Source organism: Streptomyces sp. NPDC048504 (assembly GCF_043200035.1).
In the GTDB taxonomy this organism is placed as follows: domain Bacteria; phylum Actinomycetota; class Actinomycetes; order Streptomycetales; family Streptomycetaceae; genus Streptomyces.
Genome location: NZ_JBICXA010000006.1, coordinates 83,418 through 100,499 on the forward strand (window position 1 = coordinate 83,418; position 17,082 = coordinate 100,499).

Sequence of the window (17,082 nt, forward strand, 5' to 3'; positions counted from 1 at the left end):
TCGTGCGGCGCCCCGCGCCTACCATGGCGACATGTCGTCTGCCGTGGATCTGCTGGTCAAGGACGCCGAACTGCTCGTCGTGGACGGTGAGCGGGAGATCCCGGGCGGCTGGGTCGCCGTCACGGGTGGGCGGGTCACCGCCGTCGGTGCGGGAGGGTCCGAACCCGAGGCCGCCACGACCGTCTCGGCGGCCGGGCGCCTGGTCACCCCCGGCCTGATCAACACGCACCATCACATCTACCAGAACCTCACCCGCTCCTACGCCCCGGCCGTCAACGGCACCCTCTTCGACTGGCTGACCACGCTCTACCCGCTGTGGGCGAGCCTCGACGAGGAGGCCGCGTACGTATCGGCGTACGTCGGTATGGCGGAACTCCTCATGGGTGGCTGCACCACATCCTCCGACCACCTCTATGTGCATCCGCGCCCCTACCTGGTCGACGCCGAGATCCGCGCCGCCCGCGACATCGGCTTCCGCTTCCACGCGACCCGCGGTTCGATGACCCGCTCCGTCGAGGACGGAGGACTGCCGCCGAGGAGCGTCACACAGAGCACCGACGAGGTGCTGGCCGACAGCGAGCGGCTGATCAAGGCCCACCACGACCCGGAACCGGGCGCACTGATCCGGGTCGCGCTCGCCCCCTGCTCGCCGTTCTCGGTCACCAAGGAGGTGATGACGGCGACCGCGGAACTCGCCGAGCGGTACGACGTACGCCTGCACACGCACCTCGCCGAGGACCGCGACGAGGACACCTACTGCCTGGAGACCTACGGCTGCCGGCCTGTCGAGTACTTCGAGGACACCGGGTGGATGAGCGACCGCACCTGGGTCGCGCACTGCATCTACCCCAATGACGACGAACTGTGCCGCCTCGCCGCCGCGGGTGTCGGCGTGGCCCACTGCCCCAGCTCCAACATGCTCATCGGGGGCGGCACGGCGAGGGTGAAGGAGATGCGCGAGCTGGGTCTGCCGGTGGGGATCGGCTGCGACGGTTCCGCTTCGACCGATCACGCCTCGTTGTGGATGGAGACGCGGGGTGCGCTGCTGCTGGGCCGGTATCGGGGCGGACCGGGTGCGATGACCGCGCGGGACGCCCTCGACATCGCGACCCTGGGTTCGGCGCGGTGTCTGGGCCGGGCCGACGAGTTGGGGCACCTGCGGCCGGGGGCGTGTGCCGACCTGGTCGTCTGGGACCTGCACGAGGTCGCGCTGGCCGGGGCGGTGAGTGATCCCGTCGAGGCCTGGCTGCGGTGTGGGCCCGCGCGGGCGTGGACGACCGTGGTGGGCGGGCGGGTGCTGGTGGAGCGGGGCGAGCCGGTGCTGGCGGGGTTGCGGGATGTGCTGCGGGACCATGGGCGGGTTGCCCGGCGGATGCAGCGGGGGGTGTAGGGGCTGAGGGTGGGCTGCGGTGGAGATGGCTGTGGCTCAACCGGCTTGTGGTGGCGGGGTGTTGAGGTGACCGGCTGATCGGGGCGACCGTGGTGGGTGTGCCACGCCCCCTGTGCCCGTCACAGCCCGTCGGACGTCACGCCCGCCTCCGTCACTTCCGGTTCGTCACGCCCGCCGTCGAGTCCACTGCGGTTCCGTCAGCGCCCAGTCCCGTTCCCACTCGGCCAACCGGTGCCGCAGGGAGACCCGTTGGGTCACCGCCCGCGCGAGAAGGGCCACGCCGATCACACCGGCCGCCGACCACACGCCGACCGTCACCGTGTGCTGCCAGACGGCCACTTCACCCGGTGGCGGGGTGACACTGCGGCCCTTGGCGTCGAGCCATACGTCCACCACGTCACCGCGCCCGGTGTCCGCAGGGACGGCGACCGTGGCTGTACGCGCCCCCTTGCCCGGTTCCGTCCAGCGCACGGCCACCGGGAAGCTGCGCGGGCGGTTGCCCTCCGCCGAGGGGAGTGCGGCGGGCGGGTTGCCGATCACCTTCGCGTGGACGCGATGACGGTCGGCCCGCTGGGTCGCGGCAATGGTCCGGGCCTGGTCGTGGGCCCACAGGCCGGCGGCGGCGCCGGCCAGGGGCGCGCCGATGAACAGCAGGAGGGTGACGGCCAGCGCTGTCCACGCCTCCACGACATCCGACCGGCGCCGGAGCGGATTCCGCCGCCGGCGTCGACTCCGTACCCGGGTCCGCATGTCGGTCTCCTCGCCGTCACCGGAGCCGAGGAACCGTAAGGCCGGAAGCCCTCTGTGGGGCCGGTCCGCCGCCGCCTCGACACCGCGCACGCATGCGAGCGTCCACACAGATGTCGTACCCCCTCCGAGGTATTTTTCTCAACCGGAGGAGGAGTGGATCGATCGGCAGGCCGCGTGCAGCCGATCCTCAGCCGAACCGCTCGATGCGGATGCGGTCCACCGGCTGCCCCGCCTCGACCAGCAGCCGTGAGGCATGCTCGGCGAAGCCGTTGGAGCCGCACACATAGGCCTCCCACCCACCTGCGGGCTGCTCGGCCAGGAGCGGCGCCACATGTGCGGCGGCCATACGTCCCACCGGTACACCCTCCGGCGCACTGCGCGTGAACACGGCCGTGGTCTCCGCGCCGTACTCCCGCGCGTAGATCAACTCCTCGGGACTGCGCGCCGAAACCACCAGCCGCAGCGGCACGGACAGGTCCCGCGCCCGGTGCTGCCGGAGCATCGACATCAGCGGTACGACCCCGGAACCGGCCCCCAGCAGCAGCGCGGGCCGGTCGCCGGGCCAGGCGAAGAAGCCGCTCAGCGGGCCGCGCACCTCGACCTCGTCACCGGGCCTGGCCACCGTGTGGAACCAGCCCGACACCTCGCCGCCCTCGATGTGGTCCAGGGTCAGCTCCACATGCCCGGCGTCGTCCGGGTGCGAGGCGATCGAGTAGTGGCGCTGCGCCACATAGCCGTCCTCGGCGCGCAGCCGCAGCATCAGGTGCTGGCCGGCCAGATGTCCGGCCCAGCCGGGCACCGCGAACCGGAACGTGGCGGCGTGCGGGGTCTCCCGGCGGATCTCGGTGAGCGTGGCGGTCTGCCACACGGCGGCGGCGCGGTTGCTCACGGCGATGCGTCCCGGCACCGCGAACTTGGTGGCGGGCGCGAAGGTGTCAGTCACCGGAGTACCGCTGTTCCTCCCAGGGGTTGCCCCGGGCGTGATAGCCGTTCTGCTCCCAGAAGCCCGGCTCGTCGTGGTCGAGGAGACGCAGGCCCGCGATCCACTTGGCGCTCTTCCAGAAGTACAGGTGCGGCACCAGCAGCCGGGCGGGACCGCCGTGCTCGGCGGGCAGCGGCTTGCCGTCGTACTCCCACGCGATCCAGGCCCGACCACCGGTCACGTCTTCGAGCGGCAGGTTCGTGGTGTACCCGGTGTGCGAATACGCGACTACATGTGTGGCGGACACATGGGGCCGCACCACATTGAGGAACGCGTCCAGCGAGACGCCCCCGAACCGCACCCCGAACTTCGACCAGCTCGTCACGCAGTGGATGTCACCCTCGTAGGCCGACGCGGGCAGTTCGTGCGCCTGCGTCCAGTTCCAGGTGCGCGGCTCTTCCACGAGTCCGTCGACGCGGAACGTCCAGTCGGCCGGTGCGAGGTCGGGGGTGACCTCGGCGGACAGGACGGGCCAGTCGTCGCCAGCGTCGTACTGGCCGGGCGGCAGGCCGGCGTCGGGGACGCGGGGGCGTCCGGTGAAGCCTCGGGTGACGTGCATACGGGTGGAGCCTCCAGGCCGCTGCGGCGCGGGTCCGCCGGGCGAGCGTGATCAGTGGTTTCTCGTTTCAACGGTACGCGTCCACGAGGTATGCCCAGGTCCGAGGGCGACCGACGATCATTGCGGCCGTATGAACTCTCCGCGCGCGGGGGAATAGCCGCCCGGGGATCGACCTTGGTCTTCAGTGCGGCTTGAGTGGCGTTTCGAGTGGCGGCCTGAGTGCGGGCAGCTCGTGGTCGTGCTGATGTCGTGAGCACAGGCTGATCCGGTGACTGCGAGGGAGAGTGAGGGAACAGATGCCGAAGGCGTACGTCTTCACGCGTTACGGGGGACCCGAGACCGAGGCGCTCGTCGAGGTCGACCGGCCCAGTGCCGGCCCCGGTGAAGTCCTCGTCGCGGTGCGCGCGGCCGGGGTGAACCCCGTCGACTGGAAGCAACGCAACGGCTACCGCCGGCCCGGCGAGACCGGCTCACGCGCGTTCCCCGCGGTCTTCGGCCAGGAGGTCTCCGGAGTCGTACGGGAGATCGGTGCCGGAGTCGACGGATTCGCCGTCGGCGACGAGGTGTTCGGCAGCACCGTGGCCGGCGGATACGCCGAGTACGCCCTGCTCGCCGCCACGGTCACCGCGCACAGGCCCGCCGAATTGTCGTTCACGGACGCCGCCACCCTGCCCGTCGCCGCGGCGACCGCGTACGACGGGATCCGCCAGCTCGACCTGCCCGCCGGCGCGACCGTGCTGGTCACCGGCGCGGGCGGCGGCGTCGGCTCCGCGGCCCTGCAGATCGCCCGCGCGCTGGGACTGCGCGCCGTGGGCGTGGCGAGCGAGGGCAAGAAGGACTTCGTGGAGTCGCTGGGCGCGGTCCACGTCCCCTCCGGACCGGACCTGGCCGCACGGGTACGGGCCGTCGCCCCGGACGGGGTCGACGGTGCCTACGACCTCGTCGGCGGCGAGGTCCTCGCCGAGGCCGCCACCCTCCTCACCGACCCCACGAAGCTGATCACCGCAGGGGCGCCCGCCCCCGAGGTCGAGAAGCTCGGCGGCGCCCGTGTCGAACGCGCCCGCAACTCCGCCGTCCTCGACGCGCTCGCCCAGCTCGTGATCGTGGGCCGGCTGGACCCGCACGTGACCCGGACCTTCCCGCTCGACCAGGCAGGCGAGGCCCTGCGCACCGTCGAGGACGGCCACGCCCGCGGCAAGATCGTGATCGAGGTCGCCGGATGAGCGCCGTGGACGAGCACGTTCTCGACAACCCGGCCCGTGCCGCCCTCACCGGCCCGCACGCCCACTTCGCCGAGCGGCGCGGCCGCATCCTGCGCTACCCGGTCGACGTGACCCCGTGGCTGGCCCTGCCCGACGAGCCCGACGCCGACGACTGGGCGGACGTCGCCGCGATGTCCGGCCCGGGCGCCGAGATCCCGCTCCTCGGCTTCCGGGACAGGGTGCCGGACGACTGGGAGATCACCTTCCACATCGACGGCGTACAGATGGTGGACGACGGGCTGGCCGCCGCGCCGGACCCGGAGGCGGTCCGCCTCGGCCCGGCCGACGTCCCCGAGATGCTCGACCTCGTGGAACGGACCAAGCCGGGCCCCTTCCTGCCCCGCACGATCGAACTCGGCACCTACCTCGGCATCCGCCGTGACGGCGCCCTCATAGCCATGGCCGGCGAACGACTCCACCCGCCCGGCTGGACCGAGATCAGCGCGGTCTGCACCGACCCCTCCGCCCGCGGCGAGGGTCTCGCGAGCCGCCTCATCCTGGCCGTCGCACACGGCATCCGGGAGCGCGGCGAGACCCCGTTCCTGCACACCGGCGCGAGCAACGCGACCGCCATCCGGCTGTACGAGTCCCTGGGCTTCCGCCTGCGCCTCGAAACCGCGTTCCTCGCGGCACGGGCGCCGGAGCACCTCACCCAGACGCGGCCCGTGGGGGTGTCGTAGAACCGAAGGGCCGGTGAGCCCTCAGCCGTCGTCCGACTCCCCGCCCGGCCACGCGTTGTAGCGCTCCAGATAGTTGGCGAACCGGGTCAGGTCCTCCTCGGGCCAGCCCGCGAGCCGCTCCCGGAAGGCGGCCTGGCGGTTCTCGGTGACCTGAGCGAGGATCCGGCGGCCGGCGGCGGTGAGATGAAGGACCTGGACGCGGTGGTCCTCGGGGTCGAGGCGCCGTTCGATGAGGTCGGCGCGTTCCAGGGCGGCGACCTGGCGGCTGACCGTGGACTTGTCGAGGGCGTAGTGCGCGGCGAGGTCGGTGGCGCGGCAGCCGTCGCGCACCTCCAGGTGGCTGAGGAGGGTGTACGACACCAGTGACAGCTCGGGGTGGAGGCGGCCCGCGGAGGCCCGGGCGCGCCGGGCGAAGGCCGTCATCTCGCGCTGGATGGTCTCCACGGCCTGGTCCGCTCGCACTGGAATCTCCCTCGTTCACCCGCTTGTTGCAGAGTACAACTCGGACAGGAGGCGGGCCCCTCGCGGGCCCGGTGGTTGGGGTAGTGTTGCTCCCCGGTCGCGGGCAGTCGCGGCCCTGAACTCCTGGGAGGTGAGACCCATTACCGCTGTGTCAGGTCGGGTGCTCTCACCTCAGGACAACGCGGATCACCGCCGGTAGGTGACCGCGAGAGCGCCCTTCGGTTGCTTCCCGAAAGGCTCTCGGCTTCCATGCCTTCTCCTTCCCCCGCCTCCGTCGTCGCCGCGCTCCGTGCCGCGGGCTGTGTCTTCGCCGAGGACGAGGCGCGACTGATCCTCTCCGCCGCGCGCACCCCGGACGAACTCACCGCCATGGTGGACCGCCGGGTCGTGGGCCTGCCCCTCGAACACGTCGTCGGCTGGGCCGAGTTCAGCGGCCTGCGCATAGACGTGGAACCCGGCGTGTTCGTGCCCCGCCGCCGTACCGAGTTCCTCGTCGAACAGGCCCTCGCGCACGCCCCCGACGCGTCCGTCGTCGTGGACCTGTGCTGCGGTTCGGGTGCGGTCGGCGCGGCCCTCGCCGCAGTCCTCGGCCGGGTCGAACTGCACGCCGCCGACATCGACCCCGCCGCCACCCGCTGCGCCCGCCGCAATGTCGCCGCCTACGGCGGGCACGTCCACACGGGCGACCTGTACGCGGCGCTGCCCGACGCGTTGCGCGGCCGCGTCGACATCCTCGCGGCCAACGTGCCGTACGTCCCCACGGGCGAGGTAGGTCTGCTACCGGCCGAGGCCCGCGAACACGAACCCCTGGTCGCCCTCGACGGCGGCACCGACGGCCTCGACATACTCCGCGCGGTCGCCACCGGTGCCCCCGACTGGCTCGCACCCGGCGGCTGCCTCCTCGTCGAGACGAGCGAGCGTCAACTCCCGTCAGCGGTCGAGGCGTTCACACGTGCCGGGCTGGAGACGCGGTCGGCGTACTCGGAGGAGTTGTACGCGAACGTTGTGATCGGCGTCGGGGTGGCGGGGTCGTAGCGCGGCTGCCGGTGAAGGCTGGGTGGGCTGTGCGGGTGCCGGCGTTGGAACGGGTGCCGATCAGGTTGTAGCGCCGTTGCCGGACGGGGTGGGGTCCAGGGTTTCGGGCGATGCCGGACGGGCTGGGTACGGCGATTGGCCGTGGTTGCAGCGTCCCCAATGGCCGAGGCCGCCTGGTCTGCCTCGTCCGGCGACCGGGCTTTTACGGTCGAAGGTGCTCGTGAGGGCCCGGTCGGCCGTGCGGGTGCCGGCGTCGGGGCGGGGAGGCCGGTCAGGTCGTAACGCCCCTGTCGGACGGGCTGGGGGCGGGGCCTTCGGTCGCCCCGTCCGCCGCCCGAGCCCTTGCGGCGAAGGTGCCCGTGAAGGGCCGGTGGGCGGTGCGGGTGCCGGTGTCGGAGTGGGTCCCCGTCAGGTCGTAGCGTCGCTGCCGGACGGGCTGGGTGCCGGGCTCGGGGCGCCGTTGGACGGGCTGGGTGCGGCGCTTTGGTCGTGGTCGCCGCGTCCCCAGGGGCCGGGGCCTCGGCCGCCCGGGCCGCCTCGTCCGTCGCCCGGGCCCTTGCGGTCGAAGGTGCCGGTGAAGGCTCGGTCGGCCGTGCGGGTGCCGGAGTCGGAGCGGGTGCCTGTCAGGGAGGCTGTGTCGCCCTTCTTGAGGGCGGCGCCGCCCTGGGGCGTGGCGGCCGAGCCCACGGTCCAGGTCCAGGACGTGCCGTCGTCGCTCTTGACGGTGACCTGGTCGCCGTCGACCTTCGTGACCGTTCCGCGCTGCCAGATCCGTACGACCCACTTGCCAGTGGCGTCGTCCTTGACCGTCGCCTCACCGTGTACCGCCGCGCCGCCGAGGCCGAACCCGCCACCGTGCCGGAAGCCGGGACCGCCGGGCGACGGTGTGCCCGACGGGGACGCGGCGGCGGCCGGTACGGCGTCGCTGCCCGAACCCCCCGAGGTCGCCGCGTACGCGACGGTTCCGCCGAGCGCCAGCACACCCGCGGTGGCCACGGCGATCACCGCACGGGACCGCCTCGACCGCCGTCGCCACAACCGGTCGAGACCGCCGTCGCGTTCAGCTCCGCCGGGGCCGGTGAGCACCTCCCACTCCGGCGCGTGGTCGGGCATCGGAGGTGTCGCCGCGCTGTCGCCGGCTTCGTGCTCAGGATCGTGCGTCACGGCTCGCTCCCTAGGCCACGCGCGCGGCATCCCACCGGCACGCCTGCCTGTGATTCTCCGGGGCGGGCGATAAAGAAGCGGTAATAAATCCCTGTGAATCGGGAGCCGGGTGACCTCCATGGCTCACCCCATGGCCTACCTCATGACCTGCCCCCGATTATGCAACTAGTTGCATAAAGGCCTTCCCGTCCTCTACAAAAGAGGCACGACATCGCGCACGGAGGCCCCGATGAGCCGTTACCCGCACCTGCTGAACCCGCTCGACCTGGGCTTCACCACACTGCCCAACCGTGTCCTCATGGGCTCCATGCACATAGGCCTGGAGGAAGCCGAGCGCGGTTTCGAGCGCATGGCGGAGTTCTACGCGGCACGCGCGCGTGGCGGAGTCGGCCTGATCGTCACCGGTGGCATCGCGCCCAACGAGGCCGGCCGGCCCTACGAGGGCGGCGCCAAGCTGACCACCGACGCCGAGGCCGAACAGCACGCGGAGATCACCGCCGCCGTGCACCGCGAGGGCGGGCGGATCGCGATGCAGATCCTGCACTTCGGGCGGTACGCCTACCACCAGGACCTCGTCGCGCCGAGCGCCGTCCAGGCGCCGATCAGCCCCTTCCCGCCCCGCGCGCTCACCGACGACGAGGTCGAGCAGACCGTCGAGGACTACGCCCGCGCGGCCCGCCTCGCCCGGCAGGCCGGGTACGACGGCGTCGAGATCATGGGCTCCGAGGGCTACCTCATCAACGAGTTCATCGCCGCCCAGACCAACCACCGCGACGACCGTTGGGGTGGCTCCTACGAGAACCGCATGCGCTTCCCCGTCGAGATCGTGCGCCGGGTGCGCGAGGCGGTCGGCGAGGACTTCATCATCGTCTACCGGCTGTCGATGCTGGACCTCGTGCCGGGTGGCTCCGCGCTCGACGAAGTCATCAGGCTCGCCAAGGCGGTTGAGGCCGCCGGGGCGACCATCATCAACACCGGCATCGGCTGGCACGAGGCCCGTATCCCGACCATCGCGACCTCGGTGCCGCGCGGGGCGTACACCTGGGTGACCAAGAAGCTGATGGGCGCGGTCTCGGTCCCGCTCGTCACCACCAACCGCATCAACACCCCTGAGCTGGCGGAGTGGTTGCTCGCCGACGGGTACGCCGACATGGTGTCGATGGCCCGCCCGATGCTCGCCGACCCCGACTTCGTGGCCAAGGCCGCGGCCGACCGCTCCGACGCCATCAACACCTGCATCGGCTGCAACCAGGCCTGCCTCGACCACACCTTCAGCGGGAAGATCACCTCCTGCCTGGTCAACCCGCGCGCCTGCCACGAGACCGAACTGGTCCTCGCCCCAACGCGGTTGCGGAAACGCGTCGCGGTGGTGGGTGCGGGTCCGGCGGGTCTGGCGTGCGCGGTCTCGGCCGCCGAACGCGGTCACGAGGTGACCCTCTTCGACGCCGCGAGCGAGATCGGCGGACAGCTCAACGTCGCCCGACAGGTCCCCGGCAAGCAGGAGTTCGACGAGACGCTGCGCTACTTCCGCACCCGACTCGCCGAGCACGAAGTCGACGTACGCCTCAACACCCCAGTCGGGGCAGACGACTTGGCGGACTACGACGAGGTCGTCGTCGCCACCGGCGTCAGCCCGCGCACCCCCGACATCCCCGGCGTCGACCACCCCAGCGTCGTCGGCTATCTCGACGTCCTGCGCGACCGCGTCCCCGTCGGCGACCGCGTCGCGATCCTCGGCGCGGGCGGCATCGGCTTCGACGTCGCCGAGTTCCTCACGGACGGCGGCGACAAGGCGAGCGAGGACCCGGCGACGTACTTCCGAGCCTGGGGCGTCGACATGGACTACGCGGCCCCCGGCGGCCTGGCCGCACCTGAACGCCCCGCCCCGCCGCGCAGCGTCCACCTCCTCCAGCGCAAGGCGACCAAGGTCGGCGCCGGACTCGGCAAGACCACGGGCTGGATCCACCGCACCGAACTCAAGCACCGGGGCGTCACCATGGTCCCGGGCGTCCAGTACGACCTGATCGACGACGCCGGACTGCACGTCACCGTCGACGGCCGCTCCACCGTCCTGGAGGTCGACACGGTCGTCCTGTGCACGGGCCAGGACCCGCGCCGCGACCTGTACGACGAGTTGACCGCCGCCGGCCGCAGCGTGCACCTCATCGGCGGTGCCGACGTGGCCGCCGAACTGGACGCCAAGCGCGCCATCAAGCAGGGCACCGAGGTCGCGGCAGCCCTCTGAGGGCCGGGGCCCGTCCCTAGGATGACCTCCATGTCACTCCCGCACGCGATCCTCACCGCCCTTCTGGAGAAGCCGTCCTCGGGTCTTGAGCTGACCCGGCGCTTCGACCGGTCGATCGGTTACTTCTGGTCGGCGACGCACCAGCAGATCTATCGCGAGCTGGGAAAACTGGAGGCCGAGGGCCAGATCAGGGCGCTCGCGTCCGAACAGCCGGCCCGCGGCCAGAAGAAGCGCTACGAGGTCCTGCCCGCGGGCCGAGCCGAACTGGCCCGCTGGACCGCGACCTCCCAGGACCCCAAGCCGCACCGCGATGTGATGCTGCTGCGGCTGCGCGCGGCGGCCGTGGTCGGCACGGAGGGCATCGAGACCGACCTGCGCCGTCATCTCGCCCTGCACCAGCGGCAGTTGACCGAGTATGAGGAGATCGAGAAGCGCGACTTCCCGCCCGGCCGGGACAGCCCCCAGGACCGGCTCCAGCACCTCGTGCTGCGCGCGGGCATCGACCTGGAGACCTTCTGGACACAGTGGCTCACGCACGCGATCGAGGAGTTCGCCGAACTGCCGTAGGGCGTGGGGGAGTTGTCGTAGGGCATGAGGGAGGGGCCGCCCCGTCACCGGGCGGCCCCTCGTGGTCGTGGACGGTCAGAGGCGGTACGGCTTCGCGCGCCTGCGCAGGAACCAGGCCGTCGCGATGACGCCGACTCCGACCAGGCCCCCGCCCGCCGCCAGGGTGAGCGGGCCGTAGTCCTTGGTGGCCCCGCCGAGGCCGCCCATGACGCCGCGCGAGGGCGAGGCCGTGGCGGAGACCGTGGGCGTCGTGGACCTGGACACGACCACGGTCTGGGTGCCCGCGGGCGTGCTGGCGTTCTGGCACATGACGATGACGGTGTAGGTGCCCGGGGTGACGTTCGTCCAGGCGGTGGACTGGCTGACGGTCGTCCCCGCCAGGGTCGCCTTGCGGCCCTCGGCGAAGCTCCCCTGGCTGCTGGTGAGGAGCGAGCCGGTGCCCCAGACGCCGGTGGTGCGGTTCTGGGAGCACGCGCTGGTCGTGACCGAGACCGTGGTCCCGGTCGTGCTCACGGAGATCCCCGACGCCGCGCCGGCGGTTCCGGCGGTCAGGGCGAGGGGAAGAGCGGCGGCGGCTGTCACGGTCAGGCCGGAGCGGAGTAGTAGCTGAAAAGTGCGCATGGGACTGCCCTCCGGCGGCACGGTTGGCGGAACATCCCTTGCGCCGCCGGGATCGGGAAACGGCCGTGCTGCCTCCAAGGAAGCCAACGCGCCCCCGGCCCGTCCCGCACGCGGACGGGGACCGGGCAGGTGACGGATTCCTTCGTCCGGCTCAGGGGTTACACGCTGTCGGGGTCGCGGGCGCTCACCGGGCGGGTGCCGCTTCGGGCGTCAGGCTCCGGGGCGATGCGCCGGCAGGGGCGCGGGCGCTCACCAGGTGGGCGCCGCCCGGAGCAGTCGCTCCCTTGCGAGAACGACGTGTGGATTGTCCGGTGAGCCGGGGCGCCGGGTGAGATACGAGGTGTTGATCGGCGGGTCCTCGGGCACCAGCAGCGGTACCAGCGCGCCGGAGGCCAGTTCGTCCAGGCACAGATAGCGGGGGAGCACGGTGATCCCGGCGCCGGCCACGACCGCCGCCAGCACCCCGCGCAGGTCGGGCACCGTGATCGCGGCCTGCCCGCCTAGCCGGGTACCGAAGACGTGCCGCCAGTAGCGGCGGGCGATCGGCAGATCCTCCGCGTACGACACGAGCGGCACCCCGTGCAGCGCGGCGGCCCCCTCGGCCGCGACGCGCCCGGCCCCGATGCGCTCGGCCCACGCGGGCGAGGCGACCAGCACGAACTCCTCGTCCGCCAACGGCTCCCAGGTCAGCGTCCGCCCGCGCGGCCGCGCGGTGGCGATCACCAGGTCGAAACGACCGCCCCGCAGCCCGTCGAGCAGATCGTCCGTCAGTCCCGGGCTCACCCGCAGCCGCACGCCCTCGTCCGTCAGCGGTGCCAGGGCGGGCAGTACCCGGGTGCACAGCAACTCCGCCGGGCCCGCCACATGCACCGGCTCCGGAGACCGGTCAGCACCGAGAGCACCCCGAGCCGCCACGACGGCCAGCGCGTCCAGGGGTGCCGCGACCTGCGCGGCCAACTTGTCCGCCACCGAGGTCGGCACGACACCGCGCGAGCGCCGCTCGAACAGCTCCCGCCCCAACTGCTCCTCCAGCGACCGGATTTGTGTGGTCACCGTCGGCTGCGACAGCCCGAGCAGCCGCCCCGCCGCGGTGAACGAACCGGCGCGGTGCACGGCGAGGAACGTGCGCAGGAGGGAGAGATCGAGCGGCGTGGCGGCGGCCGGGGCGGGGTGCGGCGAGCCATTGGAATTCCCATGGACCATGAGCCGAATCCTACGTTTCGCCTATGGTACGGCCTTGCCCGTCGTCACCGTCCGCTCCGCCGAGAGCCCGCCCCACGTGCCGTCCGGCAACCGTGCCCTGAGCCGCACCCGATGGCTGACCCCGGCATCCCCGCCTGCGTAGAAGCTGTACTTCGCGTGATCGCGCGGCGCGGTCCCGCCCCAGACCAGCGAGGTGGCCGGCTGTCCGTCGAGCCGGATCTGGTACTCCGTGACGACCCCGTCCGTGCGTGGCGGTACCCAGGACAGGTCGATGTAGTACGCCCCGTCGTCGCCCCGGTGCGTGGTCGCGCGGAAGTCCGTGGGGGCGGTGCCGCTCCCGGCGTCGCTGCCGGGCGCGGTGGTGAGCGGGACGGCCGTGCTCGCGGGCGAGAGATTGTCGGAGGCGTCCCGCGCCCGCACGGTGAAGGAGTAGCGCGTGCCCGGCCGAAGCCCCGTGACCACGGTCGCGGTCTGGGCTCCGCCCACACTGTGGATCTTCGCCCCGCCCTGGTAGATGTCGTACGACACCACACCCCGGTCGTCCGTCGAGTCGCCCCAGGACAACTGGACGGCCCGGCTGCCGATGACCCGGCCCTGCGGTGCGCGCGGACGGGTGGGCGCCGAGTGGTCGGCCGCGACGGCGACCGGTGTCCGCGCCCGGACCGTCCGGCTGCGCGGACCCAGGCGGCCGTCGGTGTCCCGGGCCCGCACGGTGAAGGAGTACAGGGTGGCGGGCCGGAGCCTGGTGACATCCACCATGTGCTCGGAGCCCGCTACTTCCTTCACTTTCGTGGTGCCTCGGTATATCTCGTAGGTGCCGATACCCGGGTCCGCCGTCACCGCGTCCCACATGACGTGCACGCTGGTCGCGCTCCCCGCCGCGGCCGTGACGCCGGCCGGGGCGCCGGGGGCGTGGCCGTCCTCCTCGTCGGTCATGCCGCAGGACGCGAGCAGCAGGAGTGCGGCGCACACCAGGACCGTACAGGGGAGTGCGAGGGCGGCTCGGAGGCGAGTGGGGGCGGCACGGACGCGTCGCACGATTCTGCCTCCCCGGTATCACGCGGGCACCACACGACGGAAAAGGTCCGGACCAATATGACCCGGGTGGTGCGGCCGCATCAAGAGGGGCACCGTTGCCGACCGGTCACGGGGGTTACGTATGCTGAAGTCCGCACGGCTGAACTCGCCGCTGGGAGTGGGCAGTTCATGCCGGTGGCGCGGACCGCTGTCGTCGCTGATCCCGCGCCGGCGCGGGCGGCCGGGTGGCCGGAGCCGATACCGGCTCGGGTCCCCGGCCCCCGTCGGAGTGGGGCGGGCTCGGGGTCCGGTTTCCGTCGGGAGTTGAAGCGGGCTCGGGGTCCCGGCCTCCGTCGGGACGGGCGCGGGCTCAGGGGCCCGGCCCCGGTCGGGAGTGACGCGAACTCAGGGTTCCCGGCTTCCGTCGGGAGTGAACACCGGCTTAGAGTCCCGGTTTCCGCCGGGAGTGACACAGGCTCAGAGCCCCGGCTTCCTTCGGGAAGGCACGGGCTCACGGATTCGGTTTCCGCCGGGAGTTCGGGGGTGGCGTGCGCCGTCCGGCCCCCTACCGGTGGCCGCTCGATCGGACCGGTACCAGGGTGGGCTGAGTGTCCGTCAGATCCCCCAGGAGAGGGTCCTCTATCGTGCGTGTCCAGTCGCTGACGCTGGCCGCGGCCGGCGCCGCCCTGCTCGCCCCGACCACGCTGCCCGCCGCCGCCCCCGCCGCGTTCGTCCGACCTCAGGCGGGGCCGGCGGCGCTGCGTGAGGGCGACGTCCGCGCCGCCGACCTGCTGGCCAAGGTGCGTGACTGCGTGCCCGTCTCGCGGGGCCGGTACCGCAGCGACGACGGGGTGCGCGCGACGATCCCGGTCTGCGGCACCAAGGAGGCCGTCTACTGGAAGGCCGACCTGGACATCGACTGCGACGGCCAGGCCGGCGCCCGCTGCAACGCGCGCACCGACCCGCTCTTCTCCTCCATGACGGCCTACCAGCAGTCCGACGGCCGCTATCTGAACGCCGAACGGCTCCCGTACATCGTGGTCCCCGCCGCGAGCGCCCTCTGGAACCACCGGGACCACGGCGTCGGCGGTGGCTCGGTCGCCGCCGTCGTCTACCGGGACCGGGTGCAGTACGCCGTCGTAGGAGACGTCGGTCCGCACGACATCATCGGCGAGGCGTCGTACGCCACGGCCAAGGGCCTCGGCATCCGCACGGATCCGCGCGGCGGCGGGACGGACGCCGGGGTCACCTACATCGTGTTCAAGGACTCGCAGGTGAAGCCCATCGAGGACCACGCGGCGGCCGTGGAGACGGGGCAGCGGCTGGCGCGGCTGTTCGTGCAGGGCGTCGCTGGGCGTCCGGGGTCGTAGGCCGCAGGCTGCCGAGCGCTCCGGGGCGGAGTCGTCAGACCGCCGACCAGCCGTCGTCGACCGGCAGGATCACGCCGTTGATGTTGCTGGCCGCGTCCGAGGCGAGGAACACGATGGCGGCGGCCTGCTCCTCGGGCCTGGCCAGGCTGCCGACGTTGACGAAGTGCGGGCCGAGCGCCGCCGGACCGTGGGCGGCCCGGTCTGCCTCCACGGAGATGTTGGTCGCCGTCGCGCCCGGGGCGATGGCGTTCGCCCGGATGCCCTGCTTGCGGTACATCACGGCGAGGTTCTTGGTCAGGCCCACCACCCCGTGCTTCGAGGCCGTGTAGGCGGCGCCCGCCGCGCTGCCCCGCAGGCCCGCCTCGGAGGCGGTGTTCACGATCGCGCCCCGGCCAGCCGCGAGCATGTGCGGCAGCGCGGCCCGCGTGAGCAGGAAGGGTGCGGTCAGGTTGACCCGGATGACCCGCTCCCACTCCGCGTCCTCCACGTCCGCCAGTGCCGACATGCGGTCCATGATCCCGGCGTTGTTCACCAGGACGTCGACCCCGCCGAACCGTTCCACGGCGGTCGCGACCACCTCGTCCACGACCGCCTGCTCACTCAGGTCGCCCGTGACCGCGACGGCGGTGCCGCCCGCCTGCTCGATCTCCTTGACGACCGCCCCGGCGCCGTCCGCGTTCAGGTCTGCGGCCACGACCTTGGCGCCTTCCGCGGCGAAGGCCAGGGCGGCGGCACGGCCGATGCCCGAACCCGCTCCGGTGACGATGACACTGCGTCCGTCGAGTCCAGTGGCCATGAGGTTGCTCCTGTCCGTGGTGCGAGGGCTCTGCGCCGCCCGAGGTCCCCACACCATACGACTTAATGTCTTCAAGTGACATAAAGTCATGGTGGAGAATCCCCGGAGGTCACGACCGCAGCCGGAGGGGAACTGATGACCGCACCCAGCGGACGCACGGGACGACCGCCGCTCACCGAGGCGCGCAAGGCCGAGATCCGCCTGGAGATCGCCCGGGTCGCGGTGGAGCTGTTCGTCGCCCAGGGCGTCGCGGCGACCACCGGCGAACAGATCGGCCAGGCGGTCGGCGTCTCCGCGCGCACCGTGTGGCGCTACTTCCCGAGCAAGGAGAGCTGCGTACGACCACTCTTCTCGGCCGGCATCGACGTGATCGCCGCCCGCCTGCGGGAGTGGCGCCCCGGCCACCCCCTGTCGGAACTCTTCGACCCGGCCCTCGCGACCGGCCTCCTCACCGCGACCGGCCCCGACGGCGCCACCGGCAGCGCTCTCGTCCGCCTCACCCGCACGGAACCGGGCCTCCGCGCGATCTGGCTCCAGACCTACGACGAGGCGGAACCGGCGTTCGCCCGAGCCCTGGCCGACCGCGCCGGCCTGCCGGCCGACGATCTACGGCCCATGATCCAGGCGGCGATGCTGAACGCGGCGCTGCGGGCGGCGGTGGAGCGGTTCGCGTGGAGTGTGAGCGAGTCCGTGGCGGATGCGGGGGTGGGGGAGGCCGAGGTGGCAGAGACGTTGCGCTCGGCGCTGGCGATCGCGGCGGAGGGGGTTTCTTAAGTGCCGTAGGGGGAGTGCGCGCCTTGGGGCAGGGCAGGGCAGGCGCGACTTCGTCTTGGCCCAGGGCACGGGCGTGCTCGGACGGGCGACGTCGGCGAGTGGAGTGCGGCCGGGTGGCTCGATATAGAGGCTCGGGTCCAGCGGCTCGGTCCGATTGGGTCGGGCTGGTGGGTTTGGCCGGGAGCGGCCGGCCTATGGCTGCTGC

17 protein-coding genes are annotated in these 17,082 nt (G+C 72.4%); 8 read left to right on the forward strand and 9 right to left on the reverse strand.

Annotated features, from left to right (window positions below; translation table 11 throughout):
• Nucleotides 1-31 precede the first annotated feature (31 nt).
• Nucleotides 32-1,390, forward strand: a complete 1,359-nt coding sequence (locus tag ACGFY9_RS16345) for an 8-oxoguanine deaminase (RefSeq protein WP_393754637.1) — start codon at nucleotides 32-34, stop codon at nucleotides 1,388-1,390.
• Between the two features lie 165 nt (nucleotides 1,391-1,555).
• Here ACGFY9_RS16345 and ACGFY9_RS16350 read toward each other — a convergent pair whose 3' ends face one another.
• From ACGFY9_RS16350 to ACGFY9_RS16360, 3 genes are all read right to left on the reverse strand, one after another.
• Nucleotides 1,556-2,230: a hypothetical protein gene (locus ACGFY9_RS16350; protein WP_393754638.1), complete on the reverse strand. Its 675-nt coding sequence runs from the start codon at nucleotides 2,228-2,230 to the stop codon at nucleotides 1,556-1,558.
• A 97-nt stretch (nucleotides 2,231-2,327) separates the two neighbouring features.
• The gene (locus ACGFY9_RS16355; protein ID WP_393754640.1) at nucleotides 2,328-3,083 is read right to left on the reverse strand and encodes a ferredoxin reductase; all 756 of its coding nucleotides are present in this window, start codon (nucleotides 3,081-3,083) and stop codon (nucleotides 2,328-2,330) included.
• On the reverse strand, nucleotides 3,076-3,681 hold the full coding sequence (locus ACGFY9_RS16360) for a sulfite oxidase-like oxidoreductase (protein WP_393754641.1): 606 nt from the start codon (nucleotides 3,679-3,681) through the stop codon (nucleotides 3,076-3,078). The genes ACGFY9_RS16355 and ACGFY9_RS16360 overlap by 8 nt, the downstream gene beginning before the upstream one ends.
• 296 nt (nucleotides 3,682-3,977) lie before the next feature.
• Between ACGFY9_RS16360 and ACGFY9_RS16365 the strand changes: the two genes are divergently transcribed.
• Both ACGFY9_RS16365 and ACGFY9_RS16370 read left to right on the forward strand, forming a co-directional pair.
• Complete coding sequence (locus ACGFY9_RS16365; protein ID WP_393754642.1) at nucleotides 3,978-4,904, forward strand: NADP-dependent oxidoreductase; 927 nt, start codon at nucleotides 3,978-3,980, stop codon at nucleotides 4,902-4,904.
• Nucleotides 4,901-5,623, forward strand: coding sequence for a GNAT family N-acetyltransferase (locus ACGFY9_RS16370; protein WP_393754644.1), 723 nt, complete (start codon nucleotides 4,901-4,903; stop codon nucleotides 5,621-5,623). Before ACGFY9_RS16365 ends, ACGFY9_RS16370 begins: the two co-directional genes overlap by 4 nt.
• 21 nt (nucleotides 5,624-5,644) lie before the next feature.
• On the opposite strand, the gene ACGFY9_RS16375 is transcribed toward ACGFY9_RS16370, so the two are convergent.
• Entirely contained in the window at nucleotides 5,645-6,046 is a 402-nt protein-coding gene (locus ACGFY9_RS16375; RefSeq protein WP_393755256.1) for a MarR family winged helix-turn-helix transcriptional regulator, read from the reverse strand.
• Nucleotides 6,047-6,334: 288 nt separating this feature from the next.
• Between ACGFY9_RS16375 and ACGFY9_RS16380 the strand changes: the two genes are divergently transcribed.
• Nucleotides 6,335-7,120, forward strand: coding sequence for a putative protein N(5)-glutamine methyltransferase (locus ACGFY9_RS16380; RefSeq protein WP_393754645.1), 786 nt, complete (start codon nucleotides 6,335-6,337; stop codon nucleotides 7,118-7,120).
• Nucleotides 7,121-7,528: 408 nt separating this feature from the next.
• On the opposite strand, the gene ACGFY9_RS16385 is transcribed toward ACGFY9_RS16380, so the two are convergent.
• Nucleotides 7,529-8,284, reverse strand: a complete 756-nt coding sequence (locus ACGFY9_RS16385) for a hypothetical protein (protein ID WP_393754647.1) — start codon at nucleotides 8,282-8,284, stop codon at nucleotides 7,529-7,531.
• A gap of 229 nt (nucleotides 8,285-8,513) precedes the next feature.
• Here ACGFY9_RS16385 and ACGFY9_RS16390 point away from each other — a divergent pair, with 229 nt between their 5' ends.
• Together ACGFY9_RS16390 and ACGFY9_RS16395 are read left to right on the forward strand one after the other, a co-directional pair.
• The gene (locus tag ACGFY9_RS16390; protein ID WP_393754648.1) at nucleotides 8,514-10,529 is read left to right on the forward strand and encodes an FAD-dependent oxidoreductase; all 2,016 of its coding nucleotides are present in this window, start codon (nucleotides 8,514-8,516) and stop codon (nucleotides 10,527-10,529) included.
• 30 nt (nucleotides 10,530-10,559) lie between these two features.
• Entirely contained in the window at nucleotides 10,560-11,096 is a 537-nt protein-coding gene (locus tag ACGFY9_RS16395) for a PadR family transcriptional regulator (RefSeq protein ID WP_393754650.1), read from the forward strand.
• A 75-nt stretch (nucleotides 11,097-11,171) separates the two neighbouring features.
• Here the strand turns inward: ACGFY9_RS16395 and ACGFY9_RS16400 are convergent, their stop codons facing one another.
• The 3 genes from ACGFY9_RS16400 to ACGFY9_RS16410 all read right to left on the reverse strand — a co-directional run bounded on the left by ACGFY9_RS16400 (nucleotide 11,172) and on the right by ACGFY9_RS16410 (nucleotide 13,958).
• Nucleotides 11,172-11,717: a hypothetical protein gene (locus ACGFY9_RS16400; protein ID WP_393754651.1), complete on the reverse strand. Its 546-nt coding sequence runs from the start codon at nucleotides 11,715-11,717 to the stop codon at nucleotides 11,172-11,174.
• Between the two features lie 249 nt (nucleotides 11,718-11,966).
• Nucleotides 11,967-12,920: a LysR family transcriptional regulator gene (locus ACGFY9_RS16405; protein WP_393754653.1), complete on the reverse strand. Its 954-nt coding sequence runs from the start codon at nucleotides 12,918-12,920 to the stop codon at nucleotides 11,967-11,969.
• A gap of 21 nt (nucleotides 12,921-12,941) precedes the next feature.
• A complete protein-coding gene (locus ACGFY9_RS16410; protein WP_393754655.1) occupies nucleotides 12,942-13,958 on the reverse strand; it encodes a fibronectin type III domain-containing protein in 1,017 nt (338 codons plus the stop codon).
• A 623-nt stretch (nucleotides 13,959-14,581) separates the two neighbouring features.
• Here ACGFY9_RS16410 and ACGFY9_RS16415 point away from each other — a divergent pair.
• Complete coding sequence (locus ACGFY9_RS16415) at nucleotides 14,582-15,307, forward strand: glycoside hydrolase family 75 protein (protein WP_393754657.1); 726 nt, start codon at nucleotides 14,582-14,584, stop codon at nucleotides 15,305-15,307.
• 34 nt (nucleotides 15,308-15,341) lie between these two features.
• On the opposite strand, the gene ACGFY9_RS16420 is transcribed toward ACGFY9_RS16415, so the two are convergent.
• Entirely contained in the window at nucleotides 15,342-16,103 is a 762-nt protein-coding gene (locus ACGFY9_RS16420; protein ID WP_393754659.1) for an SDR family NAD(P)-dependent oxidoreductase, read from the reverse strand.
• A 135-nt stretch (nucleotides 16,104-16,238) separates the two neighbouring features.
• Between ACGFY9_RS16420 and ACGFY9_RS16425 the strand changes: the two genes are divergently transcribed.
• Complete coding sequence (locus ACGFY9_RS16425) at nucleotides 16,239-16,877, forward strand: TetR/AcrR family transcriptional regulator (RefSeq protein WP_393754661.1); 639 nt, start codon at nucleotides 16,239-16,241, stop codon at nucleotides 16,875-16,877.
• Nucleotides 16,878-17,082: the final 205 nt, after the last annotated feature.

Coding starts and splice junctions, on each gene's coding strand:
- ACGFY9_RS16345 (WP_393754637.1), top strand. CDS start 32: ATGTCGTCTGCCGTGGATCTGCTGGTCAAGGACGCCGAACTGCTCGTC.
- ACGFY9_RS16360 (WP_393754641.1), bottom strand. CDS start 3,681: ATGCACGTCACCCGAGGCTTCACCGGACGCCCCCGCGTCCCCGACGCC.
- ACGFY9_RS16365 (WP_393754642.1), top strand. CDS start 3,978: ATGCCGAAGGCGTACGTCTTCACGCGTTACGGGGGACCCGAGACCGAG.
- ACGFY9_RS16370 (WP_393754644.1), top strand. CDS start 4,901: ATGAGCGCCGTGGACGAGCACGTTCTCGACAACCCGGCCCGTGCCGCC.
- ACGFY9_RS16375 (WP_393755256.1), bottom strand. CDS start 6,046: ATGACGGCCTTCGCCCGGCGCGCCCGGGCCTCCGCGGGCCGCCTCCAC.
- ACGFY9_RS16380 (WP_393754645.1), top strand. CDS start 6,335: ATGCCTTCTCCTTCCCCCGCCTCCGTCGTCGCCGCGCTCCGTGCCGCG.
- ACGFY9_RS16390 (WP_393754648.1), top strand. CDS start 8,514: ATGAGCCGTTACCCGCACCTGCTGAACCCGCTCGACCTGGGCTTCACC.
- ACGFY9_RS16395 (WP_393754650.1), top strand. CDS start 10,560: ATGTCACTCCCGCACGCGATCCTCACCGCCCTTCTGGAGAAGCCGTCC.
- ACGFY9_RS16400 (WP_393754651.1), bottom strand. CDS start 11,717: ATGCGCACTTTTCAGCTACTACTCCGCTCCGGCCTGACCGTGACAGCC.
- ACGFY9_RS16405 (WP_393754653.1), bottom strand. CDS start 12,920: ATGGTCCATGGGAATTCCAATGGCTCGCCGCACCCCGCCCCGGCCGCC.
- ACGFY9_RS16420 (WP_393754659.1), bottom strand. CDS start 16,103: ATGGCCACTGGACTCGACGGACGCAGTGTCATCGTCACCGGAGCGGGT.
- ACGFY9_RS16425 (WP_393754661.1), top strand. CDS start 16,239: ATGACCGCACCCAGCGGACGCACGGGACGACCGCCGCTCACCGAGGCG.